The sequence below is a fragment of the Massilia sp. Root133 genome (genome assembly GCF_001426525.1).
GTDB lineage: Bacteria > Pseudomonadota > Gammaproteobacteria > Burkholderiales > Burkholderiaceae_D > Telluria > Telluria orientalis.
This window is the reverse complement of sequence record NZ_LMEW01000005.1, coordinates 125,843-141,303: the sequence shown is the minus strand read 5'-3', so window position 1 is coordinate 141,303 and position 15,461 is coordinate 125,843. Positions and strand designations below refer to the sequence as shown.

Genomic DNA, 15,461 nt, shown 5'->3' with positions numbered 1-15,461 from the left:
TGGATGTGTTGTCGGATCAGCCGGTCTGGCGGACCTTGTTGGTCTTGGCATCGAGGAAGGCGGCGAGGCGCTGGCGCGTTTCCGGGTCGCTGGCCGCGACCGACGCCATCAGCGCTTCCGTCATGAGGCCGTCCTGGATCGACTGGTCGGCAATGCGCGGCAGCACGTGCATCACGCCGTAATTGGTCATCGGCGAATTGCCGGCGATCTTTTCGGCCAGCGCCATCGCCTTGGCCAGGCCCTCGCCCGGCGCCACGAGGTAATGGCTGATGCCGGCGGCGTGGCCCTCGGCGGCGTCCAGCACGCGTCCCGTCAGCATCAGGTCGGTCATGCGCGCGACGCCGATCAGGCGCGCGATGCGCACCGAGCCGCCGCCACCGACGAACAGCCCGCGCGACCCTTCCGGCAGCGCATAGAACGCCGAGGATTCCGCGACCCGCACGTGGCAGGCGCTCGCCAGTTCCAGGCCGCCGCCCACGACGGCGCCGTGCAGCAGCGCGACCACGGGCACGCGGCCGAAGCCGATGGCCTCGAACGCCGCATGCCACATGCGGGAGTGGAACACGGCCTGCGTCGTGTTGTTTTCGCGGACCTCGGACAGGTCCAGCCCCGCGCAGAACGCCGGGCCGTCGCCCAGCAGCACGGCGGCGCGGACGGTGTCCGGGAGGGATTCGAAGCACAGCCGCAGCTCGCGCACCAGGTCGTCGCTGAGTGCGTTGCGCTTGGCCGAGCGGCACAGCGTGATTTTTGCCACGGCGCCGACCGTTTCGATGCTTAGCAATGGGGTATCCGGTTTCTGGCTCATTGTCCTGGCTTTCCAAATGAATCTGTTGAGTCGTAATGGTTATATCCTATAACGAATTTATTGCGATCCGCAAGCAAATTGTTTATGATCGATAACCATTACACCGAAACTCTATCTGGAGACAACCATGCAAGTCATCAGTGCCGACGGCGCCGCCGCCCTGGTTCGCGACGAATCCACCATCTTCCTGGGCGGCCTGGCCATGATGGGACTGGCCGAAGAAGTCCTGATCGCGCTCGAGCGGCGCTTCCTGGCCGAGGGCCATCCGCGCAATCTCACCACCTGGGCCTGCGGCGCGATCGGCAATGGCGGCACCGGCGGCATGGTGCATTTCGCCCACAAGGGCATGATCCGGCGCACGGTGGCCGGCCACTTCGGCCAGACCGGCAAGGAATTGATGGGGATGATCTTTGCGAACGAAGTGGAGGCCTATAACTTCCCGCAAGGGTCGCTGTCGCACCTGACGCGGCATATGGCGGCGCGCACGCCCGGCCTGCTGACCAAGGTGGGACTCGGCACGTTCGTGGACCCGCGCCAGCAGGGCGGCAAGCTCAATCCCAGCGCGGCCGAGGACCTGGTGCACCTGACCGAATTCGCCGGCGAGGAATGGCTGCACTACCCCTGCCCGCGGATCGACGTGGCGATCATCCGGGGCACCGTCGCGGACGAAAAGGGCAACCTCACGCTGGACAAGGAAGGCGTGCACCTGGAGCAGCTGCAGATCGCCCAGGCGGCGCGCGCCTGCGGCGGCATCGTGATCGCGCAGGTGGAACGGGTGGTGCAGGAAGGCAGCCTGCATCCGAAGCGGGTGAAAGTGCCGGGCTACCTGATCGATTATGTGGTGACGGCCAAGCCGGAATCACACATGCAGTCGATCAGCACGGGGTTCAATCCGGCGTTGTGCGGCGACGTGCGCGTGCCGGTGCGCTCGCTCGCGCCGATGCCGCTCGACGAGCGCAAGGTGATCGCGCGCCGCGCCGCGCTGGAGCTCGTGCCCGGCGCGATCACCAATCTCGGCATCGGCATCCCGGCCGGCATCCCGTCGATCGCGGCGGAGGAAGGCGTGTCGGACCTGCTCACCCTCAGCATCGAGAGCGGCGTCAACGGCGGGATTCCGGCCCAGGGCGGCGATTTCGCCCTCGCCTACAATGCCGAATCCATCATCGACCAATCGGCGCAGTTCGATTTCTACGACGGCGGCGGACTCGATGCCAGCTTCCTCGGCCTCGCCCAGACCGACGTGCACGGCAACGTGAACGTCAGCATGTTCAACGGCCGGCCCGTGGGTTGCGGGGGCTTCATCAACATCACGCGCTCGACGCGCAAGCTGGTCTTCTGCGGAACCTTCACGGCCGGCGGGCTGGACGTGGCGGTGGAAGACGGCCGCCTGCGCATCGCGCAGGAAGGCCGCTCGCGCAAGTTCATCGAACGGGTCGAGCAGATCACCTTCAATGGCCATGATGCCGTGCAGCGCGGCCAGGACGTGCTGTTCGTGACGGAACGCGCCGTGTTCCGCTTGACGGCGGACGGACTGGAACTGACGGAGATCGCGCCCGGCGTCGATCTCGAGCGCGACGTGCTGGCGCACATGGGCTTCGCGCCGATCGTGCGCGACGTGCGCACGATGGACGCGCGCCTGTTCATGCCGGTGTGGGGTGGCCTGGCGCAGGCGCTCGCCGCGCGCTGACAGCGCAAACAACGCGCGGGCTCAGGCCTGCGCGTCGTCCTCGTCGTGCAGGAAGATCTTTTGCAGCAGCTTGACCAGTTCGGCGCGTTCGGCGTCGGTCAGCATGGCCGTCGCTTCCAGCTCCAGCTCCGACACGGTCTTCTCCGCCTTGGCGCACAGCCGCGTGCCTTCGGGCGTCAGCACCAGCGTCTGCGAGCGCTTGTCGAGCGGATTGCGCTGGCGGACCAGCAGGCCGCGCTCTTCCAGCTTGTCCAGCAGGATCGCCAGGTTCGGCGGCGACACGTTCACGGCCTTCGACAGGCGCTTCTGGGTGATGTTCGGATTCGCGTTGAGCAGGCTCAGGACGGAAAAATCGACCGCGCGCAGGTTGAACTTCTTCATCCGTTCCTCGAAATGCGGAACGATGGTCAGATAGGCGCGGCGGCAGTTATAGCCGACCAGGCTCAGAAGGAGGCTCTGGTCGAGCGGCTGCCCAGCGGCTTCCTGGACGGCAGTGACGAGTTTGGCGTTTTGGCGAGTGGCCATCGGCATGAACGTTGCAAAAGAAAATCATTATAAAGTAAAAATGCATCGCACGAAGCGCCATAGCCAGGTCGCCGCTAGAGGTCCAGCACGAGCAGCGGGGTCCGCGCACGCGAACAGCAAGGCGTGAACTGGTCGTTGGCCGCGCGCTCCGCGTCGGTCAGGTACAGGTCGCGGTGGTCCGGCACGCCTTCCAGCACCCGCGTCAGGCAGGTGCCGCACACACCTTCCTCGCATGAATACGGGATGTCCACGCCCTGCTCGGCCAGCACCTTGAGTACCGTCCGGCCCACGGGGATCGTCACGACCCGGCCGCTCGCTGCGAGCCGCACGTCGAAAGGCTGGTCGCCGCCGGTGTCGGCCGCCGCGGCGCCGAAGTACTCGACGTGGAGCTGCCCTGCGGACCAGCCGCGTGCCTTCGCGTTGTCCAGCACGTGGTCGATGAAGCCCTGCGGGCCGCAGACGTAGAGATGCGTGCCGGGTTGCGGCGCCGCCAGCAGGCTGGCCAGGTCGAGCGTCCGGTCGGCGTCGTAGTGAACCTGGACCTGCGTGGCGAATCCGGCGCTGCGAATGCGCTCCAGGAAGGCGGCGCGCTCGGGCGAGCGCACGCAATAGTGGAATTCGAACTTCGCCCTGTCTGCCGCCAGCGTCTCGGCCATCGCCAGGATCGGCGTGATGCCGATGCCGCCCGCCAGCAGCAGCGTGCGCGCCGCGTCGACGAGCGGAAAGTGGTTCTTCGGCGCGCTGATCGTGAGCAGCGTGCCGACGTCGACGTCGTCGTGCATGGCCTGCGAGCCGCCGCGCGAGTCCGCAGCGCGCAGGACGGCAATCAGATAGCGGTGCGTTTCGCCGGGCGCGTTGCACAGCGAGTACTGGCGCACCAGGCCGTTCGGCAGGTGCACGTCGACGTGCGCGCCGGCCGCGAACGGCGGGAGCGCGGCGCCGTCGACCGGCACCAGTTCGTAGCTGCAGATTGCCTCCGCTTCCCGGGTCTTGCGCGCGACGCGCACGTTCAAGGCACTCATGCCGCGGCCTCCCCGGCCCGCTCGCGTGCCAGCCAGGCATCGATGACGCGGCGCGACTGCACGCCGCCCGCGTCGATGTTGAGCATGAGGAGCTTGCGCTCCGGATGGCGCAGGATGTTCTGCTGCTGGAGTTCGAGCATGGCGCGGTCTTCGCTGAAGATCCTGCCCTGTCCTGCGCGGATGGTCTCGGTCAGCGCTGCGTCGTCCGGCTTGAAGTTGCGCGCCATGCCCCAGAAGTACCAGTGCGACGTCTCCGTCTCCGGCGTGATGAAGTCGACCACGATGGACGACGCCTTGTGCGCCGGGTCGGCGTGATAGCCGCCCTTGCCGGCATGGGCGACGCCCACCTCGATCATCACGTGGCTCGGCGCATTGAAGCGGCAGATCTGCCAGCGGTCGACCGGGACGTCGTCGGCGAGACCGTTGCCGCGCAACGCGGCCTGCCAGAACGGCGGCGGCATGATGTTCTCCATGAAGCGGCTCGTCACCACCTGTTCGCCTTCGACCTTCGTCGTGACGGGCGCCTCGTCGATTTCCTTCTGGCCGATGCTGGACGCGTGCACATACGTCTCGTGCGTGAGGTCCATCAGGTTGTCGATCATGAGGCGGTAATCGCAGCCGATGTGATACAGCCCGCCGCCATAGGCCCATTCCGGATTCTCCGCCCACTCGAGATGGTGGATCGTGGCCGGATCGGCCAGTGCCCTGTCGCCCGGCCAGACCCAGATGAAGCCATAGCGCTCCTCGACCGCATAGCTGCGGATGCAGGGAAACCCGCGCACGCGTTGGCCGGGCATGGCCACGGCCTTGCCGTCGCAGCCCATCTGCAAGCCGTGGTAGCCGCATACGAGGTGGCCATCGCGCACGAAGCCCAGCGACAGGGGCGCGCCCCGGTGCGGACAGAAATCCTCGACCGCGGCGACCTTGCCGCCCTCGCCCCGGTAGAACACCATCTTTTCGCCGCAGATCTGGCGACCGAGAGGCTTGCCGTCGATCTCGTCGGGCGTGCAGGCCACGTACCACGCATTCCTGGGGAACATCTTGTCTCCTTGTCGTCGAATATTCAACTAACATTCAGTGCGCTGAATGTTTTAAAAAGTATCGCGCGCATCGATGCCGAAGTAAACTGGTGATCCGGATTATTTCGATGGTGCGCCGCACCAGAAGCAGCCCTCAACATGCCAAGCAAACGCGTGCCCGACGATCAGGGATCGTCGCTCGACCTGTACCAGCACCCCGGCCATTTGCTGCGCCGCGCCCAGCAGATTTCGGTGTCCCTCTTCCATGACGAAATGAGCGGCGAACTGACGCCGGTCCAGTATGCGATCCTGAGCCGCCTGGCCGATCATCCCGGCATCGACCAGGTCTCGCTGGCGGGCCTCGCCGCCATCGACACCTCCACCGGCGCCACCGTCTGCGCCCGGCTCGAAGAAAAGGGCCTTCTGCTACGCGAGGTGATTCCGCATAACCGGCGCCAGCGCGCCCTGACCATCACGCCCGCCGGCGCGGGCCTGCTGGCGGCGCTGGAACCGGGCGCCCAGCGCCTGCGCGACCGGATACTGGCGCCCCTGAGCACGCGCGAGCAGGACGTGTTCATGCACCTGCTGGCCAAACTCGTCAACGGCAACAACGAACAAAGCCGCGCGCCGCTGGCACTTCCCGCCGCCTCCGACGACGTGTAAGGACCCACGCTTCCGTATCGTCGAACATCGGCGCTTCCGTCCGCGGACCGCGCCGTAACCAACTTTACAACCTCCGATTTTTAGTTATAGAATGAAATTAGTATATTTCATAACTTTAATTGGAGACACAGGATGGCCAACGCGGCACGCACGATCAAGTCCACGCACACCTTTCCCCGCCGGTCCGGCGTCGCGTTCGCCGTCTTCTGTGCCTGCGCCGCCATGGCCGCGGGCGCGCAGGCACAGACGGCGCCGGCGGCATCGGACAACGGCGAGCAGCCGGAGCAGGTCGTCGTCACCGGCAGCCGCATCCGCGGCGTGGCGCCGGTCGGCTCGACGGTGGTGTCGCTCACGCGCGGCGACATCGAGGCATCGGGCGCCGTCAGCACCGCCAATCTGCTGCAGGAAGTGCCGCAGGTGTTCAACCTCGGCGTGTCCGAATCGTCGCGCGGCCAGGCGGGCGGCGCCGGCAACATCACTTATGGGTCGTCGGTCAACCTGCGCGGCATCGGTCCCTATGCCACGCTGTCGCTCGTCAACGGCCACCGCGTCGTGCCCCAGGGGACCACCGGTTCCGGCATCGATCCGTCGATCATTCCGATGCTGGCCCTGCAGCGCGTCGAGATCGTCGCCGACGGCGCCTCCGCCATCTACGGCTCGGACGCGGTGGCCGGCGTCGTGAACCTGATCCTGCGCCGCGACGTCGAAGGCGCGGAAGGCTTCGTACGCTACGGCACGGCGGACGGCTACCACGAGCACCAGGTCGGCGCGCTGCTGGGACACCGGTGGCGCGGCGGCCAGGTCGTCGCCACCGTGCAGAACGATGTCCATACGGCGCTGAACGGGCGCGATCGCGATTTCTTCCGGGGCGACCTGCGCGCCCGCGGCGGCGGCGACTTCCGTTCCACGCAATGCGCACCCGGGAATATCCTCATCGGCGGCACGTCGTACGCGATTCCTTCCGGCGGCGTCACGCCGGCGAACGCCGGCAGCCTGGCCTCCGGCACCGTCAACAAGTGCGACAACCTGCAGTACGCCGACATCCTGCCGCGCCAGGAGCGCAACAGCGCCACCTTCACGTTCAACCAGGACCTCGGCAACGGCTACGCACTGTTCGCGGACGGCTTCGCCACGCGCCGCACATACCGCATGCAGCCGGGCTCGCCGTCGTCGACCGTCACCGTCCCGAACAGCAACCCGTTCTACGTGCGGCCCGCGGGCGCGCCGGCCGGCACGGCGGAGGACGTCGCGCTGTCGTTCGCCGGCCAGCTGGCGCCGGACACCGCGACCGGCTATTCGCGCTCGTTCGAAGCCACCGTCGGCATCGACAAGACGCTGGCCGCCGGCTGGAAGGCGGGTGCCCTCTACACGTGGGGCAAGAACAACGACCAGTCCGCGACCGTGCATGGCCTGAACAGCGGCGCCGTCGCGGTCGCGCTGGCGGACACGAATCCGGCGACGGCGCTGAACGTGTTCGGGGGCCCGAACAACCCGGCCACGCTCGCAGGGATCGCGAACGGCCTGTTCATCGCCCCCGGCCAGACGATCTTCCAGAATGCGCAGGTCAAGGCCGACGGTCCCCTGTTCGCCATTCCCGGCGGGAGCGTGCGCGCCGCGGCGGGTTTCGAATACCAGCGCCTGCGCACCGACGTCGGCTCGACGTTCGGCACGACCGACGCGCCCATCGCCAGCAGCATGGGACTGGGACGCAACATCAAGTCCCTGTATGCCGAGCTGGCGGTACCGCTGGTCGGCGCGGCCAACGCCATGCCCGGCATCTACCGGCTCGACCTGGACATCGCCGCCCGCACCGACCGCTACAGCGACGTCGGCAGCACGAACAATCCGAAGGTCGGCTTCAACTGGGCGCCGGTGCAAGGCGTCGTCGTGCACGGCAGCTATGGCACGTCGTTCCGCGCGCCGCTGCTGGCCGAGGTGAACACGCCCGTCAACAACGGCCGCGGCGCGCTGTTCGTGCAAAACTATTCCGACCCGGCCAACGGCGGCGCGTTGCGCGTGGGCGTCGCGCGGTCGGCGTCGAACCCGAACCTGCAGCCGGAAACGGCGACCACGAAGTCGCTCGGCATCGACTGGGAACCGGCGTTCGGCCACCATACGAAGCTCGGGCTGACGTACTTCGACATCAAGTACGAGAACCAGGTGACGAGCTATTTGTCAGACCTGACCTTGCTGAACCGCGAAGCGCAGTTCGCCGGCACCGGCATCATCGTGCGCAACCCGTCCGCCGCCATGGTGGCCCAGATGAAGGCGCAGTACCCGGCCTTCGGCGTGCTGCCCGAGAACTGGACGCTGTACGTCGACGGCAGCGCCAACAACCTGGGCAAGTCGCTCGCGCGCGGCGTCGACTTCACGGCCAGCACGCGCGTGCCCGCCGGCGACCTGGGCGATTTCGGCTTCGGCGCGAGCGGCACGTATTTCACGAAGTACCAAGTGGCGGTGACGTCCGGGGCCCCGCTCGTCGACCAGCTGAACCGGATCTATAATCCGCTGCGCTTCAAGACTCGTTTGTCCTCGACCTGGAACCTGGATGCATGGAACGCCAACGTCTACGTGAACTACCAGAACGCCTACGACAACAACCTGGCGGCGCCGCTGCAGGAAGTCGCGAGCAATACCACCGTCGACGCGCAGGTCGCGTACCGGTTCGATGCCGGCTTCCTGAAGGACACGACGCTGGCGCTGAACGTGAACAACCTGTTCGACCGCCGCCCGCCGTTCGTGAACATCGCGCAGAGCAGCAACGGCGGCGGCGGTTTCGACCCGACCTTGACCAACCCGGTGGGACGCATCGTGTCGCTCTCGCTCAACAAGCACTTCTGAAACCCTGGAGACCCTCATGCTTCGACAACCCATACGCACCCTCCTCGCCGCGGCGTTGCTGCCGGCGACTTTTGCGCACGCGGCCTCGCCGAACGACACGCTCGTCTCGCCACGGGTAGCGGACGGCCGGGCCGTGTTCAGCGTCCATGCACCCGACGCGGACGCCGTGCAGCTGACCGGCGAAATGCTCGAATACGGAAAAGCGATGCCGCTGGCGAAGGGCGCGGACGGCGTCTGGTCGGTGGACGTGCCGGGCATCGCGCCGGGCACGTACCGCTACACGTTCCGCGTGGGCGGCGTCGACGTCGTCGACCCGCGCAACACCGAAGCGACGCGCAGCCAGACGCGCGTGCAAAGCCTGCTGCACGTGCCGGGCATCGCCGTCGAAGACGCGCAGCCGGTGCCGCACGGCGCCGTCGCCGTCGTCAACTACCGCAGCCCGGTGTTCACGGCGCCGCGCCGGATGCATGTGTACACGCCGCCCGGATACGCGCCGGCCAAGGGACCGTATCCGGTGCTGTACCTGCTGCACGGCGGCGGCGACTCGGACGAGAACTGGAGCACGGTCGGGCGCGCCGGCTTCATCCTGGACAACCTGATCGCGGCCGGCAAGGCAAAGCCGATGATCGTCGTGATGCCGGCCGGGCACGTGCCGGCGGCCGACGGCAGCATCGCCGGCGCGATGACCGCGATGAGCGCGGACGCGCGCAACGACCCGTTCACGCGCGACCTGATGGAGACCATCATCCCGTACGTGGAATCGCATTACGCCGCCTCGCCGCGCGCCCGCGACCGCGCCATCGCGGGTCTGTCGATGGGCGGGGTCCAGACCGGCAACATCGCGCTGGCCTACGTCGATAAATTCCCGTGGGTGGGCATCTTCAGCTCCGGATGGTTCCCCGAAATGCGGCCCGACGTCGAACGCCTGCACGGCAAGGACATGGACAAGGCCGCGAAGACGGAGCGCCTGCTGTGGGTCGGCTACGGCAAGACCGACATCGCCCGCGACAATTCGAAGGCGATGCTGAAGATGTTCGCCGCGCACGGCATGCGCTACCAGGAACTGGAGACGGAGGGCGGGCACACGTATGCCAACTGGCGCTTGTACCTGGCCCGCTTCGCGCCGCTGCTGTTCCGCGATTGATATTAAACGCGCTCGATCGCGAGCGCGATCCCCTGCCCCACGCCGATGCACATCGTGCACAGGGCAAAGCGGCCGCCGGTCCGCTCCAGCTGGTAAGTGGCCGCGGTGACGAGCCGCGCGCCGCTCATCCCGAGCGGATGACCGAGCGCGATCGCGCCGCCGTTCGGATTCACGCGCGGGTCGTCGTCGCGCAGGCCAAGCAGGCGCAGCACGGCGAGGCCCTGCGACGCGAACGCTTCGTTCAATTCGATCACGTCGAACTGGTCCAGCGTCATGCCCGTCTGCGCCAGCAGCTTCTGCACGGCGGGTGCCGGGCCGATGCCCATCACGCGCGGCGCCACGCCGGCCGTCGCCATGCCGACGATGCGGGCGCGCGGTCTCAGGCCGTACTGCGCCGCCGCCTCGGCATTCGCCAGCAGCAGCGCGCAGGCGCCGTCGTTCACGCCCGAGGCATTGCCGGCCGTGACCGTGCCGTCCGGCCGCACGACCGGTTTCAGCTTCGCCAGCGCTTCCAGGCTCGTCTCGCGCGGGTGCTCGTCCTTGGCGAAGCGGATGGGATCCCCTTTCTTCTGCGGAATCAGCACGGGCACGATCTCCTGCTCGAACGTGCCGTCCTGCTGCGCACGCGCGGCCTTGGTCTGGCTCGCGAGCGCGAACGCATCCTGGTCCGCGCGCGAGATCTTGTAATCGTCCGCCACGTTTTCCGCCGTCTCCGGCATCGCATCCGTGCCGTACAGCTTGTGCATCAGCGGGTTCGGGAAGCGCCAGCCGATCGTCGTGTCGTAGATGTTCGCGCTGCGGGAGAACGCGGATTCCGCCTTGCCCATCACGAACGGCGCGCGCGTCATCGATTCCACGCCGCCTGCGATCATCAAACGGGCCTCGCCGCTCTTGATGGCGCGCGCGGCGCTGCCGACAGCGTCCAGGCCCGAGCCGCACAGGCGGTTCACGGTGGAACCGGAGACCTCTTGCGGCAGGCCGGCCAGCAGCGCGGCCATGCGCGCGACGTTGCGGTTGTCCTCGCCGGCCTGGTTGGCGCAGCCGTAGATCACGTCGTCGATGGCGGACCAGTCGACGTCCGGATTGCGGCGCATCAGTTCGCGGATGGGGATGGCGCCCAGGTCGTCCGCGCGCACATCCTTCAACGCGCCGCCGTAGCGGCCGACGGGGGTGCGGATGGCGTCGACGATGAATGCGTCGGTCATGTTCATTCTCCTGTTATTCAAGGGGCGCCAGCAGCGGCGCGGCGGTCACGGCCTGCAGGTCGGCCAGCGTGAGGCCGGGCGCCATCTCGCGCACGCGCAGGCCCTCGGGCGTCACGTCCAGCACGGCCAGGTCGGTGTAGATGCGGCTGACGCACCCGATGCCCGTCAGCGGATACGTGCAGCGCTCGACGATCTTGCTTTCTCCCGTCTTCGTCTGGTGTTCCATCATGACGAACACCTGCTTCGCGCCGATCGCGAGATCCATGGCGCCGCCGACGGCGGGAATCGCATCCGGCGCGCCGGTGTGCCAGTTGGCCAGGTCGCCCGTGTGCGACACCTGGAAGGCGCCCAGCACGCAGATGTCCAGGTGGCCGCCGCGCATCATCGCGAACGAGTCCGCGTGGTGGAAATAGGCGCCGCCCGTCAGCAGCGTCACCGGCTGCTTGCCGGCGTTGATCAGGTCTTCGTCTTCCTCGCCGGGAGCGGGCGCCGGGCCCATGCCGAGCAGGCCGTTCTCGCTGTGCAGGAAGATTTCCTTCTCCTGCGGCAGGTAGTTGGCGACCTTCGTGGGCAGGCCGATGCCCAGGTTGACGTAGGCGCCTTCCGGGATGTCCTGCGCCACGCGCGCGGCCATCTGGTCGCGGGTGTATCGGGTGTTCATGCTGCCTCCTTGACGACGCGCTGGACGAAGATGCCGGGGGTGACGATCGCTTCGGGATCGAGTTCACCGAGCGGCACGATCTCGGCGACCTGCGCGATGGTCGTCTTCGCGGCCATGGCCATGATCGGGCCGAAGTTGCGGGCCGTCTTGCGGTACACGAGATTGCCCCAGCGGTCGCCGCGCAGCGCCTTGATCAGCGCGAAATCGGCGTGGATGGGCGTCTCGAACACGTAGTTGCGGCCATTGATGACGCGGGTCTCCTTGCCCTCGGCCAGCAGGGTGCCGTAGCCGGTGGGCGTGAAGAAGCCGCCGATGCCGGCGCCAGCGGCGCGGATGCGCTCCGCCAGGTTGCCCTGCGGCGTCAGCTCCAGCTCGATCCCGCCGGCGCGGTACAGCGCGTCGAAATGCCAGGAATCGGACTGGCGCGGGAACGAGCACACGATCTTCTTCACGCGCTTTTCCTTGATGAGGGCGGCCAGGCCCGTGTCGCCGTTGCCGGCGTTGTTGTTCACGATGGTCAGCTCGCGGGCGCCGTGGGCGATCAGCGCGTCGATGAGCGCGGACGGCATGCCGGCGTTGCCGAAACCGCCGATCATGACGGTGGCGCCGTCGTGGATGTCGGCCACGGCCCGCTCCAGCGAGTCACAGGTTTTGTCGATCATGGGTTGTCACCTTGTCTCTAATGTGCGATTATCGAACACATGCTCGTCTACCGCACAAAAAGTGTACGCCCAGGCCACGCCGGCCGTCAAGCGCTTCCTGACAACCCGTCCCCATCGATTAGAATTCCGCCATGTCATCCACACCCTCGACCCCAGCCGCCCCGCTCACCATCGCGGAAGAAATCGACGCCCTCGCCGATCCCGACTTCATGACGTCGCTCGCGCGCGGCCTCGCCGTGCTGCGCGCATTCGCCGACTCGCGCAAGCCGCAGACCATCGCCCAGATCAGCCAGCAGACCGGCATCCCGCGCGCGGCCGTGCGCCGCTGCCTGCACACGCTGCGGCAGCTCGGCTACGTGGACGCGGAACTGAACAATTTCAGCCTGCGGCCGAAGGTGTTGACGTTGGGGTATTCGTATTTATCGTCGACGCCGCTGACGGCCGCCGCGCAGCCATGCCTGAACGGCGTCAGCAAGGCGCTGGGCGAATCGAGCTCGCTCGCCGTGCTGGAAGAAGATCAGGTGCTGTACGTGGCGCGCGCGGCGACGTCGCGCGTGATGTCGGTGTCGCTGTCCGCCGGCAGCCGCCTGCCGGCGTATTGCAGCTCGCTGGGCCGCGTGCTGCTCGCGCACCTCCCGCCGGACGAGCTGGAGGCCTACCTGGCGCACACCACGCTGACGCCCAAGACGGAGCGCACCGTGACGGATCCGGCCACGCTGCGCGAGATCCTCGCGCAGGTGCGGCGCGACGGTTATGCCGTCAACAACGAGGAACTGGAACTGGGATTGCGCTCGATCGCCGTGCCGGTGCGCGGCGCGTCGGGCAAGGTGCTGGCGGCGCTGAACGTGGGTGCGCACGCGGCGCGCGTGACGCCGGAACGCATGGTGGAAGAGTTCCTGCCCGTGCTGCGCCAGGGCGCGCAGGAACTCGCGATGCTGCTGCCCTGACGGCTGTCAGAAACCGTCGACGGCCGCCGCGTAGTGCGTGACGACGGGCGCGCCGTCGAAGCAGTGGCCCACGAGGCGGCGCCATTCCTGGAAATCGTCGCTCTCGCGGAAGTGGACCATGTGGTCCTCGACCGTGTTCCAGTCCACGAGCAGGCGGTAGGCGCGCGGGTTCTCCACGCCCCGCTGCAGGCGCATGCCGGTACACCCGCGCGCCCGCTGGAACAGCGGCGCTGCGGCGCGCACGCCCGCTTCGAATTGTTCTTCCATGCCGGCCTTGACGAGGATTTCAGCGCTTTCGACGACCATATGCTTCCTTTCGATGGTTGAGGGATGCACCGATTATGCCACCGCGCGCGCCGTCTCGATGGCATTGAAGCTGAACGGCGCCATCGGCAGCTCGGCATTGGTCGGCAGGCCGCGCGCGACTTCCAGCATGACGCCGCGCAGCCAGATGTGGCACGGGTCGTTTTCCTGGAACCGGTGCCATTGCAGGCATTCCGCCAGCGGCGGCAGGTCGTACGGCAGCGGCAGCACGCGGATCGGCAGCCGCCGCGCGCACGCGAGCGCAAGGCGCGTGTGCATCGTCGCGACGAGATCCGTGCCGACGAGCGCCGTCGCCATGCTGTAGAAATCGCTGGTGATCACGCGGATGCGGCGCTTGACGCCCAGCGCCTGGAGCAGAATCTCTTCCATCGTCGGCGAGCGCGGACGGCCCAGCATCGGCGCGATGTGGGACAGGCGCTCGTACGTGCCGGCGTCGAGGACGTCGCCCACCTGCGTATTGCCCTCCCAGATCACGGCGCAGTAATGGTCTTCGAACAGCGTGCGCTGCGGATGCTCGGGGTCGAGGAAGTTGCGCGGGATGATGAGGAAGTCGTTCTCGCCGCGGCGCAGCTTTTCCGCCGCGTCGTCCGCGAGCGGCACCAGTTCCAGCGTCATGTTGGGCGCGTCACGCAGCACGCGCGCCACCACCTGGTTCAGGAAGACCTCGGTCGCATAATCGGACACCATGATCTTCATGCAGCGCGTCTCGCGCGCCGGATCGAAAGACACGCGGATGCCGACCGTCGCGTGCACGTGCAGGATCAGGTCGCGCACCGGCCCGACGAGCTGGCGCCCCAGCACCGTCAGTTCCATGTTGCGGCCGACGGCGGCCAATAAATCGTCTTCGAAGAATTCGCGCAGGCGCGCCAGCATGCCGCTCATCGCGGATTGGCTGACGTTCACGCGGGCCGCCGCGCGGGTGATGTTCTGTTCCTCCAGCAGCGCGTCGAGCGCCAGCAGCAGGTTCAGGTCCAGGCGGTTGAAACGCATCGGTTGTCTCCTTGTTATCGTATGGCTCGTGCGGCCGTTTGATCCTTTACTTTATGGACTTTTCATGCGGCTGTCACGCACAAAGGCCAGCAAGGGCGCGGCCAGCGCGTCGTCGCCGCTGTTGATCGCGTAGACCTGGCTGAGGTGATTGTGGTTCGCGACAACCCCGATGCGCGGCTGGAAACCGTGGCGCGTGACGAGCCGCGCGAACAACTCGCCCGCCTGCGCCTGCATCTGGATCGGGTCCAGTTCCGCATACGTGATCGCGAGCGGGAACGGTGCCGCATCGACCAGCTCCACGGTCGACATCGCGCGGTACGCCGCGAAGTCCGTCCCGAAGTAGGCTTCGTTGCGCGGGTCCGGCGTCGCGATGCCCAGCTGCGCGCGTGCCAGGTATTCCAGTTCCGCGTTGTACACGCCGGACGCGAGAAAGGCGCCCGCGATCTTCAAACCCTCGGGCGGATGGAAACGGGAGATGAGCGTCGCAGCCGCCACGTGTGCCGCCCCGGCCGATTCTCCCGCGAGCACGATGTGATCGAGATCGCCGCCGTACTGCGCGATGTTGGCCCGCGTCCACGCGAGCGCGGATGCCACGTCCTCGGCCCCGGCCGGCCAGCGGTGGCGCGGCCCGAGACGGTAATTCGGCAGTACCGCCACCACGCCATGCCGTGAAAAATAATGGCCGACGGCTTCCCGGTCGGCCTTGTCGCCGCGGATGAAGCCCCCGCCGTGCAGGAACACGACGACGGGCACCGGCCCGCCCGCGCCGACGGCCGGGTATACGTCCAGCCGATGACGCTCGGCCACGCCGTAGACGACGTCGCGCACGGGTTCCGCGCCGCGCGGCATGCCTTCCAGCAGCGGCGCATACAGCGCCTTCGCGGCCGGCGGATCGATCACGGGGCCGGCCGCGCGGACCGCGCGCAGGATCTCCAGATGCTTGTCGCTCAACGTCATTCGACCTCC

The 15,461-nt window shown here is 67.4% G+C and carries 15 protein-coding genes; 5 read left to right on the top strand and 10 right to left on the bottom strand.

Annotation, left to right across the window (positions count from 1 at the left end; all coding sequences use genetic code 11):
• Positions 1 to 16: 16 nt before the first annotated feature.
• The gene (locus ASD28_RS06170) at positions 17 to 805 is read right to left on the bottom strand and encodes a crotonase/enoyl-CoA hydratase family protein (RefSeq protein ID WP_056125397.1); all 789 of its coding nucleotides are present in this window, start codon (positions 803 to 805) and stop codon (positions 17 to 19) included.
• Positions 806 to 932: 127 nt separating this feature from the next.
• Here ASD28_RS06170 and ASD28_RS06165 point away from each other — a divergent pair, with 127 nt between their 5' ends.
• Entirely contained in the window at positions 933 to 2,492 is a 1,560-nt protein-coding gene (locus tag ASD28_RS06165; RefSeq protein ID WP_056125394.1) for an acyl CoA:acetate/3-ketoacid CoA transferase, read from the top strand.
• A gap of 21 nt (positions 2,493 to 2,513) precedes the next feature.
• On the opposite strand, the gene ASD28_RS06160 is transcribed toward ASD28_RS06165, so the two are convergent.
• The 3 genes from ASD28_RS06160 to ASD28_RS06150 all read right to left on the bottom strand — a co-directional run bounded on the left by ASD28_RS06160 (position 2,514) and on the right by ASD28_RS06150 (position 5,079).
• Positions 2,514 to 3,017, bottom strand: coding sequence for a MarR family winged helix-turn-helix transcriptional regulator (locus ASD28_RS06160; protein WP_056125393.1), 504 nt, complete (start codon positions 3,015 to 3,017; stop codon positions 2,514 to 2,516).
• A gap of 74 nt (positions 3,018 to 3,091) precedes the next feature.
• Entirely contained in the window at positions 3,092 to 4,039 is a 948-nt protein-coding gene (locus ASD28_RS06155) for a PDR/VanB family oxidoreductase (RefSeq protein WP_056125391.1), read from the bottom strand.
• Positions 4,036 to 5,079, bottom strand: a complete 1,044-nt coding sequence (locus ASD28_RS06150) for an aromatic ring-hydroxylating dioxygenase subunit alpha (protein ID WP_056125389.1) — start codon at positions 5,077 to 5,079, stop codon at positions 4,036 to 4,038. The genes ASD28_RS06155 and ASD28_RS06150 overlap by 4 nt, the downstream gene beginning before the upstream one ends.
• 138 nt (positions 5,080 to 5,217) lie before the next feature.
• Here ASD28_RS06150 and ASD28_RS06145 point away from each other — a divergent pair, with 138 nt between their 5' ends.
• From ASD28_RS06145 to ASD28_RS06135, 3 genes are all read left to right on the top strand, one after another.
• Positions 5,218 to 5,721, top strand: coding sequence for a MarR family winged helix-turn-helix transcriptional regulator (locus tag ASD28_RS06145; RefSeq protein ID WP_056125387.1), 504 nt, complete (start codon positions 5,218 to 5,220; stop codon positions 5,719 to 5,721).
• A 132-nt stretch (positions 5,722 to 5,853) separates the two neighbouring features.
• Positions 5,854 to 8,562, top strand: coding sequence for a TonB-dependent siderophore receptor (locus ASD28_RS06140; RefSeq protein ID WP_056125386.1), 2,709 nt, complete (start codon positions 5,854 to 5,856; stop codon positions 8,560 to 8,562).
• Between the two features lie 16 nt (positions 8,563 to 8,578).
• Positions 8,579 to 9,706, top strand: coding sequence for an alpha/beta hydrolase-fold protein (locus tag ASD28_RS06135; protein WP_082579113.1), 1,128 nt, complete (start codon positions 8,579 to 8,581; stop codon positions 9,704 to 9,706).
• A 2-nt stretch (positions 9,707 to 9,708) separates the two neighbouring features.
• Here ASD28_RS06135 and pcaF read toward each other — a convergent pair whose 3' ends face one another.
• Genes pcaF through ASD28_RS06120 form a run of 3 tightly spaced genes read right to left on the bottom strand, consistent with a single transcriptional unit; the run spans position 9,709 to position 12,234 of the window.
• Positions 9,709 to 10,911, bottom strand: a complete 1,203-nt coding sequence (pcaF, locus tag ASD28_RS06130) for a 3-oxoadipyl-CoA thiolase (protein WP_056125638.1) — start codon at positions 10,909 to 10,911, stop codon at positions 9,709 to 9,711.
• A gap of 13 nt (positions 10,912 to 10,924) precedes the next feature.
• Positions 10,925 to 11,572: a CoA transferase subunit B gene (locus ASD28_RS06125; protein ID WP_056125381.1), complete on the bottom strand. Its 648-nt coding sequence runs from the start codon at positions 11,570 to 11,572 to the stop codon at positions 10,925 to 10,927.
• The gene (locus ASD28_RS06120; RefSeq protein ID WP_056125379.1) at positions 11,569 to 12,234 is read right to left on the bottom strand and encodes a 3-oxoacid CoA-transferase subunit A; all 666 of its coding nucleotides are present in this window, start codon (positions 12,232 to 12,234) and stop codon (positions 11,569 to 11,571) included. The genes ASD28_RS06125 and ASD28_RS06120 overlap by 4 nt, the downstream gene beginning before the upstream one ends.
• A 131-nt stretch (positions 12,235 to 12,365) precedes the next feature.
• On the opposite strand from ASD28_RS06120, the gene ASD28_RS06115 reads away from it, so the two are divergent.
• Positions 12,366 to 13,181: an IclR family transcriptional regulator C-terminal domain-containing protein gene (locus tag ASD28_RS06115; protein WP_056125377.1), complete on the top strand. Its 816-nt coding sequence runs from the start codon at positions 12,366 to 12,368 to the stop codon at positions 13,179 to 13,181.
• A 6-nt stretch (positions 13,182 to 13,187) separates the two neighbouring features.
• On the opposite strand, the gene ASD28_RS06110 is transcribed toward ASD28_RS06115, so the two are convergent.
• The 3 genes from ASD28_RS06110 to ASD28_RS06100 are packed head-to-tail and all read right to left on the bottom strand — an operon-like array spanning position 13,188 to position 15,452.
• Positions 13,188 to 13,487, bottom strand: a complete 300-nt coding sequence (locus ASD28_RS06110; RefSeq protein WP_056125375.1) for an antibiotic biosynthesis monooxygenase — start codon at positions 13,485 to 13,487, stop codon at positions 13,188 to 13,190.
• 33 nt (positions 13,488 to 13,520) lie between these two features.
• On the bottom strand, positions 13,521 to 14,495 hold the full coding sequence (locus ASD28_RS06105; RefSeq protein ID WP_082579112.1) for a LysR family transcriptional regulator: 975 nt from the start codon (positions 14,493 to 14,495) through the stop codon (positions 13,521 to 13,523).
• 51 nt (positions 14,496 to 14,546) lie between these two features.
• Positions 14,547 to 15,452 (bottom strand): alpha/beta hydrolase, encoded by a 906-nt coding sequence (locus tag ASD28_RS06100; protein WP_056125373.1) that lies wholly within the window; start codon positions 15,450 to 15,452, stop codon positions 14,547 to 14,549.
• Positions 15,453 to 15,461 lie beyond the last annotated feature (9 nt).